The 17420-nt window shown below is 67.6% G+C and carries 21 protein-coding genes, 3 tRNA genes and 1 pseudogene; 9 read left to right on the plus strand and 16 right to left on the minus strand.

What is annotated here, in order from left to right:
• The first annotated feature begins 7 nt into the window (after positions 1–7).
• From mmaA4 to AC0KS4_RS21045, 3 genes are all read left to right on the plus strand, one after another.
• Complete coding sequence (gene mmaA4, locus AC0KS4_RS21035; RefSeq protein WP_225328324.1) at positions 8–904, plus strand: hydroxymycolate synthase MmaA4; 897 nt, start codon at positions 8–10, stop codon at positions 902–904.
• 94 nt (positions 905–998) lie between these two features.
• Positions 999–1697 carry a YciI family protein gene (locus tag AC0KS4_RS21040; protein ID WP_225328325.1) on the plus strand — a complete coding sequence of 233 codons (699 nt, stop codon included), beginning with the start codon at positions 999–1001 and terminating at the stop codon, positions 1695–1697.
• 4 nt (positions 1698–1701) lie between these two features.
• Positions 1702–2919, plus strand: coding sequence for an RNA polymerase sigma factor (locus AC0KS4_RS21045; protein WP_238956854.1), 1218 nt, complete (start codon positions 1702–1704; stop codon positions 2917–2919).
• A 20-nt stretch (positions 2920–2939) separates the two neighbouring features.
• On the opposite strand, the gene rplA is transcribed toward AC0KS4_RS21045, so the two are convergent.
• From rplA to AC0KS4_RS21105, 12 genes are all read right to left on the minus strand, one after another.
• On the minus strand, positions 2940–3647 hold the full coding sequence (gene rplA / locus AC0KS4_RS21050) for a 50S ribosomal protein L1 (protein ID WP_238956855.1): 708 nt from the start codon (positions 3645–3647) through the stop codon (positions 2940–2942).
• Between the two features lie 73 nt (positions 3648–3720).
• Positions 3721–4149 (minus strand): 50S ribosomal protein L11, encoded by a 429-nt coding sequence (rplK, locus tag AC0KS4_RS21055; protein ID WP_007767860.1) that lies wholly within the window; start codon positions 4147–4149, stop codon positions 3721–3723.
• A 48-nt stretch (positions 4150–4197) separates the two neighbouring features.
• A complete protein-coding gene (gene nusG, locus AC0KS4_RS21060) occupies positions 4198–5022 on the minus strand; it encodes a transcription termination/antitermination protein NusG (RefSeq protein ID WP_225328328.1) in 825 nt (274 codons plus the stop codon).
• Positions 5023–5082: 60 nt separating this feature from the next.
• Positions 5083–5550 (minus strand): preprotein translocase subunit SecE, encoded by a 468-nt coding sequence (secE, locus tag AC0KS4_RS21065; RefSeq protein WP_238956856.1) that lies wholly within the window; start codon positions 5548–5550, stop codon positions 5083–5085.
• A gap of 160 nt (positions 5551–5710) precedes the next feature.
• Positions 5711–5783: transfer RNA gene (locus tag AC0KS4_RS21070), tRNA-Trp, on the minus strand.
• A 144-nt stretch (positions 5784–5927) separates the two neighbouring features.
• Positions 5928–6428: a (3R)-hydroxyacyl-ACP dehydratase subunit HadC gene (hadC, locus tag AC0KS4_RS21075; RefSeq protein ID WP_238956857.1), complete on the minus strand. Its 501-nt coding sequence runs from the start codon at positions 6426–6428 to the stop codon at positions 5928–5930.
• 4 nt (positions 6429–6432) lie between these two features.
• Entirely contained in the window at positions 6433–6861 is a 429-nt protein-coding gene (gene hadB / locus AC0KS4_RS21080) for a (3R)-hydroxyacyl-ACP dehydratase subunit HadB (RefSeq protein WP_067170032.1), read from the minus strand.
• Positions 6848–7327, minus strand: a complete 480-nt coding sequence (hadA, locus tag AC0KS4_RS21085; RefSeq protein ID WP_225328331.1) for a (3R)-hydroxyacyl-ACP dehydratase subunit HadA — start codon at positions 7325–7327, stop codon at positions 6848–6850. The genes hadB and hadA overlap by 14 nt, the downstream gene beginning before the upstream one ends.
• A gap of 48 nt (positions 7328–7375) precedes the next feature.
• Positions 7376–7543 carry a 50S ribosomal protein L33 gene (gene rpmG, locus AC0KS4_RS21090; RefSeq protein ID WP_003898538.1) on the minus strand — a complete coding sequence of 56 codons (168 nt, stop codon included), beginning with the start codon at positions 7541–7543 and terminating at the stop codon, positions 7376–7378.
• A gap of 46 nt (positions 7544–7589) precedes the next feature.
• Positions 7590–7663, minus strand: a tRNA-Met gene (locus tag AC0KS4_RS21095).
• Positions 7664–7716: 53 nt separating this feature from the next.
• Positions 7717–7789 (minus strand) — tRNA-Thr (locus AC0KS4_RS21100).
• A gap of 84 nt (positions 7790–7873) precedes the next feature.
• On the minus strand, positions 7874–8080 hold the full coding sequence (locus AC0KS4_RS21105; RefSeq protein ID WP_225328332.1) for a type II toxin-antitoxin system VapB family antitoxin: 207 nt from the start codon (positions 8078–8080) through the stop codon (positions 7874–7876).
• 133 nt (positions 8081–8213) lie between these two features.
• On the opposite strand from AC0KS4_RS21105, the gene AC0KS4_RS21110 reads away from it, so the two are divergent.
• The 5 genes and pseudogenes from AC0KS4_RS21110 to AC0KS4_RS21130 all read left to right on the plus strand — a co-directional run bounded on the left by AC0KS4_RS21110 (position 8214) and on the right by AC0KS4_RS21130 (position 13466).
• Complete coding sequence (locus AC0KS4_RS21110) at positions 8214–8927, plus strand: MBL fold metallo-hydrolase (protein WP_238956858.1); 714 nt, start codon at positions 8214–8216, stop codon at positions 8925–8927.
• 58 nt (positions 8928–8985) lie between these two features.
• A pseudogene (locus tag AC0KS4_RS21115) lies at positions 8986–9824 on the plus strand (hypothetical protein); the annotation flags it as partial.
• Positions 9825–9837: 13 nt separating this feature from the next.
• Positions 9838–10533 (plus strand): crotonase/enoyl-CoA hydratase family protein, encoded by a 696-nt coding sequence (locus tag AC0KS4_RS21120; protein WP_238956859.1) that lies wholly within the window; start codon positions 9838–9840, stop codon positions 10531–10533.
• A gap of 60 nt (positions 10534–10593) precedes the next feature.
• A complete protein-coding gene (locus tag AC0KS4_RS21125) occupies positions 10594–12990 on the plus strand; it encodes a molybdopterin oxidoreductase family protein (protein WP_238956860.1) in 2397 nt (798 codons plus the stop codon).
• Entirely contained in the window at positions 12987–13466 is a 480-nt protein-coding gene (locus AC0KS4_RS21130; protein WP_225328336.1) for a hypothetical protein, read from the plus strand. The genes AC0KS4_RS21125 and AC0KS4_RS21130 overlap by 4 nt, the downstream gene beginning before the upstream one ends.
• A 90-nt stretch (positions 13467–13556) precedes the next feature.
• On the opposite strand, the gene AC0KS4_RS21135 is transcribed toward AC0KS4_RS21130, so the two are convergent.
• The 4 genes from AC0KS4_RS21135 to AC0KS4_RS21150 are packed head-to-tail and all read right to left on the minus strand — an operon-like array spanning position 13557 to position 16375.
• Positions 13557–14582 carry a patatin-like phospholipase family protein gene (locus AC0KS4_RS21135; protein WP_238956861.1) on the minus strand — a complete coding sequence of 342 codons (1026 nt, stop codon included), beginning with the start codon at positions 14580–14582 and terminating at the stop codon, positions 13557–13559.
• On the minus strand, positions 14583–15038 hold the full coding sequence (gene cynS, locus AC0KS4_RS21140; RefSeq protein WP_472408530.1) for a cyanase: 456 nt from the start codon (positions 15036–15038) through the stop codon (positions 14583–14585).
• Positions 15039–15062: 24 nt separating this feature from the next.
• Complete coding sequence (locus tag AC0KS4_RS21145; RefSeq protein ID WP_238956863.1) at positions 15063–15812, minus strand: class I SAM-dependent methyltransferase; 750 nt, start codon at positions 15810–15812, stop codon at positions 15063–15065.
• 47 nt (positions 15813–15859) lie between these two features.
• Complete coding sequence (locus tag AC0KS4_RS21150; protein WP_225328340.1) at positions 15860–16375, minus strand: nitroreductase family protein; 516 nt, start codon at positions 16373–16375, stop codon at positions 15860–15862.
• Positions 16376–16526: 151 nt separating this feature from the next.
• Here AC0KS4_RS21150 and AC0KS4_RS21155 point away from each other — a divergent pair, with 151 nt between their 5' ends.
• Complete coding sequence (locus tag AC0KS4_RS21155) at positions 16527–17393, plus strand: cyclopropane mycolic acid synthase family methyltransferase (RefSeq protein WP_225328341.1); 867 nt, start codon at positions 16527–16529, stop codon at positions 17391–17393.
• Positions 17394–17420 lie beyond the last annotated feature (27 nt).

The raw sequence follows: 17420 nt of genomic DNA on the forward strand, positions 1-17420 counted from the left end.
GACGAAAATGGCTGAGCAACCGACTGGCCCGACGAAGACGCGGACGCGCTCGGAAGACATTCAGGCGCATTACGACGTCTCCGACGAGTTCTTCGGCCTGTTCCAGGATCCGTCGCGGATCTACAGTTGCGCCTACTTCGAGCGCGACGACATGACCCTGGAAGAGGCCCAGTACGCGAAGATCGACCTCAACCTCGACAAGCTTGACCTCAAGCCCGGCATGACCCTGCTCGACATCGGCTGCGGGTGGGGCAGCACCATGAAGCGCGCCGTCGAGCGGTTCGACGTCAACGTCATCGGCCTGACGCTGTCCAAGAACCAGCACGCCCGCGCCGAGGCGTTGCTCGGGTCCATCGACACCGGTCGCTCGCGGGAGGTGCGGCTGCAGAACTGGGAGGACTTCTCCGAGCCGGTCGACCGCATCGTGTCGATCGAGGCCTTCGAGCACTTCGGCCACGAGAACTACGACGACTTCTTCAAGCGGACCTACGAGATCATGCCCGCCGACGGCCGCATGACCGTCCAGAGCAGCGTCAGCTACCACCCGTACGACCTGGCCGCGCGGGGCAAGAAGCTGAGCTTCGAGACGGCGCGGTTCATCAAGTTCATCGTCACCGAGATCTTCCCCGGCGGCCGGCTGCCCTCCACCCAGATGATGGTCGATCACGGCGAGAAGGCCGGTTTCGTTGTGCCCGAACCTCTTTCGTTGCGGCCGCACTACATCAAGACCCTGCACATCTGGGGTGACACGCTCGAGTCGAACCGGGACAAGGCCATCGAGGTCACTTCCGAAGAGGTCTACAACCGCTACATCAAATACCTGCGCGGCTGCGAGCACTACTTCACCGAGGAGATGCTCGACGTCAGCCTGGTGACCTACCTCAAGCCCGGCGCGGCCGCCTGAATTCCGCGGCGCCTGTCGGATCGGCGCTGCGCGGTTCGTCGAGTAGGTAGAGAGTGGAGCAGACGGCTTCGCTCACTTACCGGAGGTGACGACCATGCAGTACTTCGCCTTGTTGATCAGCAAGGAGCAGGACCGTACGCCCGACGATGCCGCCGCCGCGATGGCGGCATTCGAGACCTTTCACGCCAAGGCCGGGCCGGCGATCAAGGCCGGTGACGCGCTGGCGCCCGCCGCGGCCGCAGTGGCCATCACCGGCGGTCCCGACGCGCCGACGGTCACCGACGGCCCCTTCGCCGAGGCCGCCGAGGTGGCATGCGGCTATTACATCTTCGAAGCCGAAAACCTCGACGAGGCGCTTGCGCTGGCGCGCGACGTCCCGGTCGCCGCGTTCGGGGCGGTGGAGCTGTGGCCGGTGGTCCACGCCGTCGAGCCGTCCCGCGCGCTCACCGGCAACGACTGGCTCGCACTGCTGCTGGAGCCCCCCGAATCCGCGCACACACCGGGCACCCCGGAGTGGGAGGCGGTGGCGGCCAAGCACGTCGATCTGCACGCCGCCGCCGGCGATCACGTGATCGGCGGCGCCGCGCTGCACGACCGGACCACGGCGACGACCGTGCGGGTGCGCGACGGCGAGGTCCTCATCACCGACGGGCCGTACGCGGAGGGCGCCGAAATCGCCACCGGGATCTACCTGTTGAGCGCCGCCGACCGTGACGAGGCCGTCAAGATCGGCTCGATGATCCCCGCCTCGGCAGTGCACCTGCGCCAGCTGGCGGGGGTCTCCGGCCTGTAGGCAGATGGCCGACCTGGACGGCGTCTTCCGCCGGGAGTGGGGCCCGGCCGTGGCCGCGCTCGCGCGGTGGTCGGGTGACCTCACCGTCGCCGAGGACGCCGTCCAGGAGGCCTGCGCCGAAGCGCTGCGCACCTGGCCGCGCGACGGGGTACCCGTCAACCCGGGCGGTTGGCTGGTGACCGTCGGCCGTAACCGCGCCCGCGATCGCCTGCGCCGCGAATCCGTGCGCCCCGGAAAGGAATTGGCCGCCGTGCTGGACGACATCAGGGCACGCACCGAGCACACCGACCCGCATCCGGTTCGCGATGACGAGTTGCGGATGATGTTCACCTGCGCGCACCCGGCGCTGGACCGGCAATCGCAACTGGCGCTGACGCTGCGGCTGGTGTCCGGCCTGACCGTCGTCGAAATCGCCCGCGCTCTGTTGCAGACCGAGGCGGCGATCGGCCAGCGAATCACGCGCGCCAAGAACAAGGTTCGGCACGCCAACATCCCGCTGCGCGTCCCGCCCGCCGAGCTGCTGCCCGAGCGCACCCCGCACGTGCTGGGTTGCGTGTATTCGGTGTTCACCGAGGGCTACTGGTCGACCGCGGGCCCGTCGGCCATCCGTGACGACCTGTGCGACGAAGGGATCCGGCTGGGCGGCGAGCTGTGCGCGCTGCTGCCCTCCGAGCCGGAGGCGCACGCGCTGTCCGCCCTGATGCTGCTGCACGATTCGCGACGCGCGACCCGGGTGGACGGGTCCGGGATGCTGGTGCCGCTCGAGGATCAGGACCGCCGCCGGTGGGACCGCGCCCGCATCGCCCGCGGGCTCGAGCGGTTGCGGCGGGCCCAGGGTTCGACGGGCGCCTATCTGCCCCAGGCGGTGATCGCCGCCCTGCATGCCACGGCCCCGTCCTGGGAGCACACGGACTGGAGCGCCATCTGCTCGGCCTATGACCGGCTGTGGCAGATCACCGGTTCGCCGGTGGTGGCCGCCAATCGCGCGCTGGCGATCGGGTTTCGCGACGGTCCCGACGCCGGGCTGGCGGCCCTGGACGCCGTGGCGGGCGATCCGCGGCTCGCCCGCTCGAACCTCGTCGCGACCGTGCGCGCCGACCTGTTGCGCCGCGCGGGCCGACCGGCCGATGCGCTCACCTGGTACCGAACGGCGTTGGAGTCCAACGGGTCTGAGCCGGGCCGGGCGTTCCTGCGTCGCCGCATCGCCGAGTGCGGGGGCTGACGCTCACCCGCGAGAAAAACTCAGGCCTCGGAGAAGTTGCGGGTGACCGCCGGGTCCACCGGAATGCCCGGGCCCGTCGTCGTCGACACCGTGATCTTCTTCAGGTAGCGGCCCTTCGACGCGGACGGCTTGAGCCGCAGCACCTCGTCGAGCGCGGCGCCGTAGTTCTCGGCCAGGGACTTCTCGTCGAAGGAGGCCTTGCCGATGACGAAGTGCAGGTTGGCCTGCTTGTCGATGCGGAAGTTGATCTTGCCGCCCTTGATGTCGGCCACGGCCTTGGCGACGTCGGGGGTGACGGTGCCGGTCTTGGGGTTCGGCATCAGGCCTCGCGGGCCGAGCACCCGCGCGATGCGACCGACCTTGGCCATCTGGTCCGGGGTCGCGATCGCGGCGTCGAATTCCAGCCAGCCGCCCTGGATCTTCTCGATCAGGTCGTCGCTGCCGACGATATCGGCGCCGGCGGCCTGCGCCTGCTCGGCCTTGCCGCCGACCGCGAACACCGCGACCCGGGCGGTCTTGCCGGTGCCGTGCGGCAGGTTCACCGTGCCGCGGACCATCTGGTCCGCCTTGCGCGGGTCGACGCCCAGCCGGATCGCCACCTCGACGGTGGCGTCCTGCTTGCTCGACGACGTTTCCTTGGCGAGCTTGGCCGCCTCCAGCGGGGAGTACAGGCTGTTGCGGTCCACCTTCTCGGCGGCGGCGCGGTATGCCTTGCTGTTCTTGCTCATTGATTCATCCAATCTGGTGTTGGGTCGTGGTTACCGAGCCGAAGCCAGCCCTCCCACGGGGTGATGCGGGGTACTACTCGACGGTGATGCCCATCGACCGGGCGGTGCCGGCGATGATCTTGGCGGCCGCGTCGATGTCGTTGGCGTTCAGGTCGGCCTTCTTGGTCTCGGCGATCTCCTTGACCTGATCCCAGCTGACCTTGGCGACCTTGGTCTTGTGCGGCTCGGCCGAGCCCTTGCCGACACCGGCGGCCTTGAGCAACAGCTTGGCGGCGGGCGGGGTCTTGAGCGCGAAGGTGAAGCTGCGGTCCTCGTAGACCGTGATCTCGACCGGGATGACCTGACCGCGCTGGTTCTCCGTGGCGGCGTTGTACGCCTTGCAGAACTCCATGATGTTGACGCCGTGCTGACCGAGCGCGGGCCCGACCGGCGGCGCCGGGTTGGCCTGCCCCGCCTGGATCTGAAGCTTGATCAGCCCGACGACTTTCTTCTTCGGGGCCATGAGATGTTGTTCGTTCCTTCCTGGTTTGTGCCCGGCGGATGCGCCGGTTTAGAGCTTGGAGACTTGGCTGAAGGTCAGTTCGACCGGCGTTTCGCGGCCGAAGATCGACACCAGCACCTTGAGCTTCTGCTGCTCGCCGTTGACCTCGCTGATCGTGGCGGGCAGCGTCGCGAACGGCCCGTCCATGACCGTCACCGATTCGCCGACCTCGTAGTCGACCTCGATGGTCGGACGTTCCAGCCCGCCGGCCTCGGCGGCGGTGGCGGTGGCCGCCGCGCCCTTGGCGGCCTTCTTCGTCGCGCCGCGCGGCAGCAGGAACTTGACCACGTCGTCGAGCGTCAGGGCCGACGGTCGCGAGGTCGCCCCGACGAACCCGGTGACCCCGGGGGTGTTGCGCACCGCGGCCCAGGAGTCGTCGGTCAAGTCCATGCGCACCAGGATGTAGCCGGGCAGCACCTTGCGATTGACCTGTTTGCGCTGGCCGTTCTTGATCTCGGTGACCTCTTCGGTGGGCACCTCCACCTGGAAGATGTAGTCCCCGACGTCGAGGTTCTGCACACGCGTTTCGAGGTTGGCTTTGACCTTGTTCTCGTATCCCGCGTAGGAGTGGATGACATACCAGTCGCCGGGCTTGCTGCGCAGTTCCGCCTTGAGCGCGACGGCCGGGTCGGCCTCTTCGGCCGGCTCGTCGGGCGCCCCGGCGGTGTCGGTGGTCTCGTCCGTGGTCGCGTCGGTGGCCCCGGAATCCGCCGAGGTGGCCGCGTCGCCCGAAACCTCAGCAGCCGCGGAAGCCTCGGCGGCTTCGGAGGCTTCGGTGGTCTCTTTCAGGTCGACCGCGTCACCCGCGGACGGGTCACCGTCGAAGGTAGTCACGGTGTGAGTCCTCTCTGTCACTTTGAAGGCGGCGTCACTTTTGAAAGCGGCGTCGCTCGCTCAGCCGAACACCAACAGCACCAGCTTGGTCAGGCCGAAATCCGCCAGGCCGACCAGCGCCACCATGAAGGCCAGGAAGGCCAGCACGACGGAGGTGTACGTGAGCATCTGCTTGCGGTTGGGCCAGATGACCTTCCGCATCTCCGCAACGACCTGCTTGAGGTAGTTGTAGACGAGCACGAACGGGTTGGCCCGACTGTCCGCGGACTTCTTCAGCTTGGCCGCTTTCTTGGCCCCGCCGGACTTGGAGGCGCCCTTCTTGGCCTTTTCCTTGCCGGAGACCTCGAGTTCGTCCGGCGACCCGGCGTCGGCGTCCTCGCCGGCGTCGGCCGCCTTCTGGCGGGACCGCTTACCGGTTGGGCGCTGTGGCCGCGCCACCACCGCCGTCCGGACGCCGCTCGCGCGGCCGTCCGTGGTGTCAGTGCCGTCGCTTGCGGCGTCGTTGGCAACGTCGCCTTCGTCGCTCACCGCACGCTCCTTTGTTTGCTAGTACCCCGAGAGCCGTCCCATCGGTGGCGGCACGTCTTCCAGTGTCCACCATGGCACAGTCCTGGTGTCCGGTTCCTCCTCAGGCCGCGGGCCTGCGTCGTCACCAGACGCTCGAATCCGGTGTCCCGTCCGTCTTCAGCAGGGGCGACAGGACTTGAACCTGCAACCTGCGGTTTTGGAGACCGCTGCTCTGCCAGTTGAGCTACGCCCCTTCGCGGTTGGCAGGCCAACCTGCGCTTACCTACCGGGGCTTACATGACACGCGCGCCTTCCGATTGCTCGACTCACGGAAAGCGCGCTGGTGCTGGGAAAACCCCGAGGTCCGAGTGTACATCGGACGAGGAGTCAGATACTAATTACGCCGTTCTGACGACCTGGCCGGAGTCCGGATCCCAGCGCAGGTTCGCGGAGTTGTCGGCGTACTGACCCATCAGCGTGGTGTATGCCTCCAGGACCACCTCGTCGTGCTCGTTGGTGCAGATGTTCTTGGTGACGACGATGTCGGCGCCGAACCGCTCGTCCACCGAAACGATGTCCATGCGGGCCCACAGCTTGTCGCCGGCCTTGATCGGCTTGGTGAACACGAACCGCTGATCGACCTGGACGATCACCAGCGTCTCCATGCCGATGTCGACGTGCCGGAAGAAATCCAGCTGAACCAGCTTGGCGAAGATGGTCCCGAAGGTCAGCGGCGCGACGATCGCGTCGTGGCCGAGATCGGCGGCGGCGTCTTCGTCGTAGTGGGCCGGGTGACGGTTTTTGATGGCCAGCGCGAACTGACGGAGTTGTTCCCGCCCCACGACGAAGTAGTCAGGGTAGCGCCAGATCATCCCCCTGATGTCTGTCTTGAGCGCCATGGGCCTACGCGAGTGTCGCGGACGCGATCGCCCTGCCGAAGATCTTCTTGCCGCCGGTGGTGGCCGTGAGCGCGATGGTCACTGACTTGGTCTCCGGGTCCGCCGACTTCACCCGGCCGCTGAAGACCAGCTCGGCGCCCTTGCCGTCGTTGGGCACCGGCACCACGGCGGTGAACCGCACGTTGTACTCGGTCACCGCGCCGGGGTCACCGATCCAGGCGGTGACGTAGCCGCCGCCGATGCCCATGGTCAGCATGCCGTGCGCGATCGCGGTGTCCAGGCCGACGACCTTGGCCATTTCGTCGTCCCAGTGGATGGGGTTCAAGTCGCCAGATACGCCCGCGTAATTGACCAGATCCTGCCGGGTCAGCGGGTAGGTCTTCTCCGGAAGCTGGTCACCCACCTTCACGGAGCTGAACTCACGCAGTGGCATCAGTAAATCCCTCTTCTCCATCTTCGCCGGCACGGCCCGCCAGGGTCGTGTAGGTCTCTTGCACGACGTCACCGGCAGCGTTGGTGATGACATTCTTGGTGACGATGATCTGGGTGCCGTGCGACACGCGCACCGAGTCCACGTAGACGTCGCAGTAGAGCTTGTCCCCGGCGACGAGTGGCGCGAAGAATTTCAGGACCTGGTCGACCTGAACGATCTGGGCGTCCTGGACGGCGACGTTGGCGTGCTTGAAGAACGCCGTCTGCGCCATGTAGCCGAACACGCAGACGAAGGTCAGGGGGGCCGGCAGCCCCTTGTAGCCGAGTTCGGCCGCCGCCTTCTCCTCGAAAAACGCCGGGTCGTCGTGTTTCACGGCGACCGCGTACTCGCGGACCTTCTCCCGCTCCACCTCGTAATGATCGGGGTAGCGGTAGTGCATCCCGACGATGCTTTCGGTTAACGCCACGATTCTTAAACTACCTAGTCAGTCGGAATAAACGCTGGCGGGGCGCCGCTAGCGTGTCTCCCGATGCGCCTGGTGCTTACCGCAGTTGGGGCAGAACTTCTTCAGCTCCAGTCGGTCCGGGTCGTTCCGGCGGTTTTTCTTGGTGATGTAGTTGCGGTGCTTGCACACCTCGCATGCCAAGGTGATCTTCGGCCGTACGTCGGTACTGGACGCCATGACGGTTCTCTCTCGATTCTTGAAAAGATCTGGTGCTGTTCTGTTGTAGCGATGGCCGGACTCGAACCGGCGACCTAACGATTATGAGTCGTTCGCTCTAACCGACTGAGCTACATCGCCTCTGGCCACCCCGTTTTGGGGTCGGGGCCGCCACGCCTGCTCGGCGTCCGCCGAGCCCCCTAACGGAATCGAACCGTTGACCTTTTCCTTACCATGGAAACGCTCTACCGACTGAGCTAAGGGGGCCGTTCACCCGAAGCGATCAGTCGCGCGGGCCTAAAAGAGGGTACAACCTGGCTCGCAGCGGCACCAAACCACGAGTACCGCAGCTCACCCGCTCTCGCCGGAGCGGCGGGGCTGCCACGCGTTGAGGTCGCTGAACTCGTCGTACTCGGCGTCCTCTTCGGCGGCAGCGCCCTCACGAAGCAGGGTGCGCAACGCGAGATTGACTGCCTCGCGCGCGTCGGCGACACGGAAGCGTTGGATCGCCTCATCGACCAGATCGAGGTCGACCTCGATCTCGACCTTCTTCTTCATGCGCCAACCATACCCACTGGAAACGAGCCCAACCCGGTGCTCAGAAGCGGTGTCGCGCCGAACCCGGGCGGCGCGAACGAAGCGGCGGCGGACTACCCGCGGCCCGCCGCGATCCGCGTCCTAGTCTGGTCACGTGTCAGATGACCGGCTGTACTTCCGTCAACTGCTCTCCGGCCGCGACTTCGCCGCCGGCGACATGTTCGCGACGCAGATGCGCAACTTCGCGTACCTGATCGGCGACCGGCAAACCGGGGATTGCGTGGTCGTCGACCCGGCCTACGCCGCCGGTGACCTGCTCGACACGCTCGAGGCCGACGGCATGCGCCTGTCCGGGGTGCTGGTGACCCACCACCACCCCGACCACGTGGGCGGATCGATGATGGGCTTCTCGCTGCAGGGCCTGGCCGAACTGCTGGAACGGGCACCCGTGCCGGTGCACGTCAATACCCATGAGGCGCTGTGGGTTTCGCGCGTCACCGGGATCGGTCTGGGCGACCTGACCGCGCACGAGAACCACGACAAGGTCAGCATCGGCGACATCGAGATCGAGTTGCTGCACACCCCCGGCCACACCCCGGGCAGCCAGTGTTTTCTGCTCGACGGCCGCCTGGTCGCCGGTGACACGTTGTTCTTGGAGGGCTGCGGGCGCACCGACTTCCCCGGCGGCGACTCCGACGAGATGTACCGCAGCCTGCAGCGGCTCGCGACCCTTCCCGGTGACCCGACGGTGTTTCCGGGGCATTGGTATTCGGCTGAGCCCAGTGCCGCGCTGTCGGACGTCAAGCGGTCCAACTATGTGTACCGGGCGGCAGACCTTGACCAATGGCGAATGCTGATGGGTGGCTGATCGCTCGATGGTGACCATTCGGCGTCCTGCCCTGTGATATAAGCGGAGGGTGTATGCCATGGGTTGGATCCAGGACAGCTGGCATGGGGTCACGCACGTCGGGTCCAGCACCTGGATAGCGTGGGCAGCGTGGGCGGCGATCGCCCTCGCCGTCGTCACCCTGGTCTTCACCAACCGCCAGATCAGCCGCAATCGCCGCGCGGCGGCGGAGCAAACCCGCCCGCACGTCGGGGTGTTCATGGAACCGCATCCCGCCGACTGGCACGTGATCGAGCTCGTGGTCCGCAATTTCGGCCAGACCGCCGCCTATGACATCGAGTTCTCGTTCGTCAATCCCCCGACGGTGGCCGAATACGAAAGCGCCACCGACGGCTACGCCGACGTCGTCGAACTGCGTCTGCCCCGTGAGCTGCCCGTGCTGGCGCCCGGCCAGGAATGGCGCCTGGTGTGGGACTCGGCGCTCGACCGCGCCGAAATCGGCAGCGGCATCGAATCGCGTTTCACCGGGACCGTCAGCTACTACGACCGCCCCGCCCAGCCGCGGCGGCGACTCTGGCAACGCGAGCGTTCGCCGCTGCACACCGAGGTGGTGCTGGACTGGGACGCCCTGCCACCCGTGCAGCGCATCGAGTTGATGACCACCCATGACCTCGCCAAGCGGGAGAAGGAAAAGCTGGAGCTGCTGCGCGGCCTGCTGACCTATTTCCACTACGCCAGCAAGGAGACCCGGCCCGAGGTCTTCCGCAGCGAGATCGAACGGATCAACGCCGCGGTTCGGGAAACCCAAGACCGATGGCGCACCCGCCAACTCGACGAACCCACCGATGTGAGCCTGCGCTGGAGTAACGCCGAAGACGATCTGGGCAGACACCACAACCAGTCCGCCTGACGGCGAGGAGCAGGAGCACCCATGACCGCCCCGGTCCACTACAGCACCAAGGACTCCATCGCCGTCATCAGGATGGACGACGGCAAGGTCAACGCGCTGGGCCCGACCATGCAGCAGGCCCTGGGCGACGCGATCGACCAGGCGGAGCGGGACAACGCCGGGGCGCTGGTGATCACCGGCAATGAGCGGGTGTTCAGCGGCGGCTTCGACCTGAAGATTCTCACCTCCGGCGAGGTGCAGCCCGCGATCGACATGCTGCGGGGCGGGTTCGAGTTGGCCTACCGGCTCCTGTCGTTTCCGAAGCCGGTGGTGATGGCGTGCACCGGCCACGCGATCGCGATGGGGGCGTTCCTGTTGTCGGCGGGCGATCACCGGGTGGCCGCCCACGCCTACAACATCCAGGCCAACGAGGTCGCGATCGGGATGGTCATCCCCTACGCCGCGCTGGAGATCATGAAGCTGCGGCTGACGCCGTCGGGGTATCAGCAGGCCGCGGGGTTGGCCAAGACGTTTTTCGGTGAAACCGCCCTTGCCGCAGGCTTTATCGATGAGATCGTGCTGCCCGAGATGGTGCTGGACCGCGCCGAGGAAGCCGCCACCGAATTCGCCGGCCTCAATCAGCGCGCGCATGCCGCCACCAAGTTGCGCACTCGCGCCGACGCCCTGGCCGCCATCCGCGCCGGAATCGACGGGATCGAAGCCGAATTCGGGCTCTGAGCCGCTGAGCGCGCCGGGCCCAGGTGGTTTCGCGGCCCGCTGCCGGGGAAGTCCTGGCCTGTGGCTATTGATCGCATCGCGGACCCCTGGGGCACGCGCACCCCATATGAGCCGGGCACCCGATGGCCGGACCGAGTCGACACCTACCTGGCCGACGGGATCACCGCCGAGTCGGTGGATCGCTGGGTGCAATCGGCGGCGGTGCTGCACTCCAACGGCGACGGTCTGGACATCGCCGTCAAGGACGGCCGGATCGTGGGCGTGCGCGGGCGCGCCGTCGACCGGGTCAACCATGGCCGGCTCGACCCCAAGGATTTGTTCGGCTGGCAGGCCAACGCCTCCGCCGACCGGCTCACCACCCCGATGATCAGGGAGCACGGCGAGCTCAAGCCGTGCGACTGGGACACCGCGATGCGGCGGATCGTCGACCGCAGCAAGCGGCTGCTCGACGGCTACGGCCCCAGCTCGATCGGCTTCTACACCTCCGGGCAGTTGTTCCTCGAGGCCTACTACACGCAGGGCGCCATCGCGCACGGGGCGATCGGCACCAACCACGTCGACGGCAACACCCGGCTGTGCACCGCGACGGCGGCCGAGGCGCTGAAGGAATCGTTCGGCTGCGACGGCCAGCCGGGGTCCTACACCGATGTCGACCATGCCGACGTCATCGCGTTGTTCGGGCACAACGTCGCCGAGACGCAGACCGTGCTGTGGGCGCGGATGCTGGACCGGCTGGACGGCGGCGCGCCGCCGGCGATCGTCTGCGTCGACCCGCGGCTGACGCCGGTCGCCCGGCGCGCCACCGTCCACCTGGCGCCGTTGCCGGGCACCAACGTCGCGTTGATGAACGGGCTGCTGCACGAGATCGTCGGCAACGGCTGGATCGACCAGGACTACATCGACTCGCACACAGTGGGTTTCGACGAGCTGCGCGGCCGCGTCGAAGGGTTCGGACCCGAGCGGGTCGCCGAGATCTGCGGCGTGCCCGCCGAGGACATCCGGCATGCCGCCCGGCTGCTGGGCACGGCGCAGCGGCTGCTGTCCACCGTGCTGCAGGGCTTCTACCAGTCGCACCAGGCCACCGCGGCGGCCGTGCAGGTCAACAACATTCACCTGGTGCGCGGCATGCTCGGCAAGCCCGGCTGCGGCGTGCTGCAGATGAACGGGCAGCCGACGGCGGAGAACACCCGCGAATGCGGCGCCGACGGGGATCTGGCCGGTTTCCGCAACTGGTCCAACGACTCTCACGTCGCCGAGTTGGCCGAGTTGTGGAACCTCGAGCCCCTGCAGATTCCGCACTACGCCCCGCCCACGCACGCCATGCAGATGTTCCGCTTCGCCGAGGAGGGGACGCTGCGGATGTTGTGGGTCACCGCCACCAATCCTCTGGTGTCGCTGCCGGAGCTGGCCCGCATCCGCGACATCTTCTCCCAGGAGCGACTCTTCCTCGTCGTGCAGGACATCTTCCTGACCGAAACCGCCGCGCTGGCCGACGTCGTGTTGCCCGCCGCGGCGTGGGCCGAGAAGACCGGCACGTTCACCAATGCCGACCGCACCGTGCACCTGTCCGAAAAGGCGGTCCAGGCACCGGGTTCCGCGCGCTCGGACCTCGACATCTTCCTGGACTACGCGCGCCGGATGGACTTCCGCGACAAGGACGGTCAACCCTTCCCGCCCTGGACCGATGCCGAGTCGGCGTTCGAGGCGTGGAAGAAATGCAGCGCGGGCCGGCCGTGCGACTACACCGGCTTGAGTTACGAGAAGCTGCGCGGCGGCAGCGGCATCCAATGGCCCTGCAACGCCGAACATCCCGACGGCACCGAACGGCTCTACGCCGACGCGAAGTTCTGGGCGAAACCCGACTATTGCGAGGCGTACGGCAAGGACCTGATCACGGGCGCCCCGCTGCAGCCCGACGAATACCGCTCGATGAACCCCTACGGCAGGGCGATCATCAAGGCGGCCGAATACGTCCCTCCCCATGAGCCGACCAGCCCGGAGTTCCCGTTCGCGTTGATCACCGGCCGCACCGTCTACCACTTCCACACCCGCACGAAAACCGCACGGGCACAGCAACTTCAGCAGGCCGCACCCGAGGTGTGGGTCGAGGTGTCGCCGGGCGACGCGCGCCGGCTGGGCATCGCGGAGGGTGAGCTGGTCGAGGTGAGCACGCCGCGCGGCTGCGTCATGGGCCCCGCGCGCATCTGCGGCATCCGCGACGGCGTGCTGTTCGTGCCCTTCCATTACGGCTACTGGGACACCGGAGCAGGCGGTCATCACCGGGCCGGTAACGAGCTCACGATGACCGATTGGGATCCGGTGTCCAAGCAGCCGATCTACAAGACGGCCGCCGCCCGGCTGCGGAAAAGCCGGGTGCGGCGAGTAGGTGGGAACGGCGCCGCTGCCGCGCCGCCCGCGGCGGTTGCCGAAGCCCTGCCGATGGGGGGTCAGGCGTGAAGCTCAAAATGGCGCTGCGCGAACTGCACCGCTCCGAACGCAAACTGGCCCACGAACTCAACGTGGTCGCCGCGCGACACCACAGCGACCAGGACGTCTGCCACCTGGCGCAGGACCTGGCCGGGTGGTCACGCCATCACCTCGCCGAACTGGCGCAGCACGGCCGCCATTACGGCCTGCACCTGTCCGCCGATCCCCGCACCGGCGCGATCACGGGTTTTTGGCAATCCCGGCTCAGCGGGCTGCTGCGGCACCGGCCGGAGCCGGGCCTGGTGCTGCTCGCCGACCTGCGCCGGATTCACCGGCTGTCGGCGGGGGTGTCGCTGGATTGGGAGCTGCTGGCCCAGGGCGCCCAGGCGGCCAAGGATTCCGAACTGCTGGGCCTGGCCTCGCGCTGTCATCCCGAGACCCTGCGCCAGATGCGCTGGGCCAACGCGATGCTCAAAGAGCTTTCGCCGCAAGTGTTGATGAACTGAAACGGCGAACGCGGTGGCCACCATCAGCGGCCACCGCGTTCGTCTCGCCTCCTCGCCGCCAGTCTGGCACGTGCGCGCCGAGCCGTCACTTCACCCGGCGGGGCGACGGTTTACCCGGAACCGGTCCAGATATGCCGGCCAGTCCCACGTCGACAGGAACGCCTGCGCCGCGGCATAGCCGCTCTGGTACAGCTCTTCGAGGCGGCCCCTCGAGATGTCGAAGTCGAGCACGCCGACATCGGTCGATTCGACCGGGATCGCGCGCGCCGCGACCCACGGTTGGCTGAGATGGGTCTGGTCGTGGCCGGCCAGCATGGTGGTGACCAGGCTTTCCAGCAACGCCGTCTGTTCGAAGAAGCGCAACGGTTTCAGCGCCGGCATCACGGCGCCGATGCCTTCGGTGAGCCTCGGCAGGACCGTGACCCCGAACGTCGGCCAGCGCGGCGCCCTGCCGTCGGGCCGGTCGAAGGTGTCGATGGGGAAATTCGACAGCACGCCGCCGTCGACGAGGGTGGACGTCGTGCCGTCGGCGCCGGTGAGCTTGAGCGGGCGGTAAAAGAACGGAATCGCCATCGAGGCGCGCACCGCGTCGGCCACCGGCTGCTCGTCGGGGTCCAGGCCGTAGAGCCGTCGATAGTCCCACGGGAACCGCACCAGCTGGGCCGCGGTCAGGTCGGCGACGGTGACCACCAGCTTGTCGCGCCGCCCGTCGAGCAGGCCGTCGTCGTCGAGGTGCAGATCGCCGAAGCAGGTGACCCCGAAGTTCTTCAACTCGCTGCGAATCCAGTCGTGGGCCACGTCGCCGCGGTACATGCTCGAATCGGTGACCAGCCCCCAGGCCGCCCCGAGGTAGGGGACGGGCCCGGCGTCGCGCCACTTACGCAGGGGGACCGAGAAGGCGAGCTCCTTGACCTGCGCGCCGGTCAGTTGACCGTCGTTGGAGCCGGCCGCCAGGATCGCCGCGACCACCGAACCGGCCGAGACGCCGGACACCCGTTTGATCGAATACCCGGCATCCATCAGCGCGACGATCGCGCCCACCAGACCGATGAATTTGACGCCCCCGCCGGAAAGCACGAGATCAACGGGCTTCGGGTCGTCTGCCTCGGGTCCCATCTATTGCTCCGACGAAACCCATTGGTAGGGAAGGAATTTCCCGTCGAACGTGACCACGACGCGGTCACCGGACGGGTGCGACATCTTCTGCACGTCGACGCTGAAGTTGATCGCGCTCATGATCCCGTCGCCGAACTGTTCGGCAATCAGCTCCTTGAGGGCGCCGCCGTACACCTGCAGCGCCTCGTAGAAGCGGTAGACGGTCGGGTCGGTCGGCACCGAGGTGGGCAGGCCACCCCGCATGGGCGCCGCGGCCAGCACGGGCACCGCCGACTCGTCGAGGCCGAGCATCTCGGCCAGGACCTTGGCCTGCTCGACCGGGATCGGGTGCTGTCCGAGCAGCGCCGCCGTGGTCCACACCACCGGCCTGTCGACGGCGTCGGCCAGCTGTTGCCACGTCAGCCCCTTCGCCAGGCGCGCGACGACGATCTGTTCGGTGAGTTCGCTTCTCGTCATGGCTCCCAGCATGCACGCCGGCGCTCAGCCCGGTTTGGTCGCGGTGACCAGCCGCGTGGAGAACCACGGGCCGCCGTACCACATCCGCCAGCCGAGGTTGCGCCGCCGCACATTGCGCCAGCCCAGTTCGCGCAGCCGCTCGGCGTGCTGACGCGTCTCCCACAGGTCCGCGATCGCGAGCCGGCCGCCCGGCCGCAGCACGCGCACGGCTTCGTCGAGCGCCTGTCGCCGGCCGGCGTGGCCGTCGATGTTGTGGATGGCCAGGTTGCTCACGACCACATCGACGCTCTCGTCGGCCAGCGGCAGCGCGGTCATGTCGGCGGTGTGCACCTCGACGCGATCGGCGACGCCTTCGGCGACCGTGTTGGCCAGCGTGGCCTGCCGCGAGTTGTCCGTCTGGTCCGCCTGCCACAGATCGACACCGATCGCGCGGCCCCGCGGCAACCGCTTGGCCGCGGCCAGCAGCACCGCGCCACGCCCACACCCGAGGTCGAGCACCGTCTCGTCGCCGGCGAGCCGCAGATCGCGCAGAACCCGGTCCCACACAACGAATTTCCCGGACCGCGTCGCGTACATGTACAGGAGCGCGTTCCCCGCGATGCCGGCGCTCGACGCCGCGGCCAGCGCCGCCCTGAGCCGCTTCCCGCGCGCCCAGCTGATCCCCGCCCACACGGCCAGGGCGGCGGCCTGGGCGCCGATGCCTATCGCCTGGGTTCGTGCCGAGACTTTGTGAAAGGACCCGTCGACCCCGTAATCGCCCTGATGGTCATGCACGCCCCTCAGCTTACGACTGAGCAAGTCGCCGAGGGTTTTTCACGCTCTCACCACCGGCCGCGATGCACGACCTCGGAAAACGGCCGGCGATTCGGGGTGCGGATCGGGCGCAGCGGACGATCGGCGGGATAGCCCACCCCGAGCAGGAAAGCCACCAGGTGATCGTCGGGAACGCCCAGGATGGCGCGTGCTTTCTCCTGATCCCCCACCGACGAGTGACCGGTCCCGATCCCCAGGTCCGTGGCCGCGATCATCATCGCCATGGTGGCCTGGCCGATGTCGTAGTTGTCGGTGACCACCCGGCGCTCGTCGGGCGGCACCGGCGCCACGATCGCGATCGCGGCCGGCGCCGCCGCGATGTGGCCGGCGCCCCGCCAGACCGTGGACAGCTCCTGCAGCTGGGCGCGGTCGGTGACGATGACGAAGTCCCAGGGCTGACGGTTTTTGGCCGACGGCGCGCGCCAGCCGGCTTCGGCGATCCGGGTGAGGTCCTCGTCGGTGATCGCGCGCGGCTGATACTCGCGCACATTGCGGCGCGCGCAGATCGCGTCCCAAGCGTCCATCTGATCCCCTCCCGGTCGGCTGTTTTCCCCAGTATCGACGACGCTCGCCGAAGTTTGCGCACGGCCAAATCGGGAAAATCCTGGTGAACCACCCGGGCCTGCCGCTCGTGAACAACCGAATGCCCCCAAGTCAGAAAGGCGGGTAGCCGCCGTGGCAGACAACCTGACGCCGCACTTCGAAGAGGTCCAAGCCCACTACGACCTGTCGGACGACTTCTTCCGGTTGTTCCTCGACCCGACCATGACCTACAGCTGCGCATATTGGGACCGCGGCCGAGATATCACGCTGGAAGAGGCGCAGCTGCGCAAGATGGACCTCTCGCTGGGCAAGCTGGGACTGCGGCCGGGGATGACGCTGCTGGACGTGGGCTGCGGCTGGGGCGGCACCATGCGCCGCGCGATCGAGAAGTACGACGTCGACGTCATCGGGTTGACGCTGTCGGCCCACCAGGCCGCCCACGTGCAGAAGCTTTTCGACGCGATGGACACCGAACGCAGCAGGCGGGTACTGCTGCACGGCTGGGAGGAGTTCGACGAGCCGGTGGACCGGATCGTCTCCATCGGCGCCTTCGAGCACTTCGGGTACGACCGCTATGACGACTTCTTCGCGATGGCGCACCGCGTCCTGCCCGACGACGGGGTGATGCTGCTGCACACCATCACCATGCTGACCCCGCAGCAGATCGTCGAGCGCGGCCTGCCGATGACCGAGGAGCAGACCAGCTTCAACCAGTTCATCGCCACCGAGATCTTCCCCGGCGGCCAGTTGCCGGCGATCGAGATCGTCGAGTTCCACGCGTCGAAGATGGGTTTCAACCTGAAACGCCGGCAGTCGCTGCAGCTGCATTACGCCCGGACCCTCGACCACTGGGCCGAGGCGCTGCAGGCCCACCACAGCGAGGCCGTCGCGATCCAGTCCGAAGAGGTCTACCAGCGCTACATGCGCTACCTGACCGGGTGCGCCGACGCGTTCCGCACGGGCTACATCGACGTCAACCAGTTCACGCTGGCGAAGTAGGCGCCCGGCCCCGAGCGCCGGGGTTTA

The organism is Mycobacterium sp. NTMscope_MAC_12 (genome assembly GCF_976985675.1).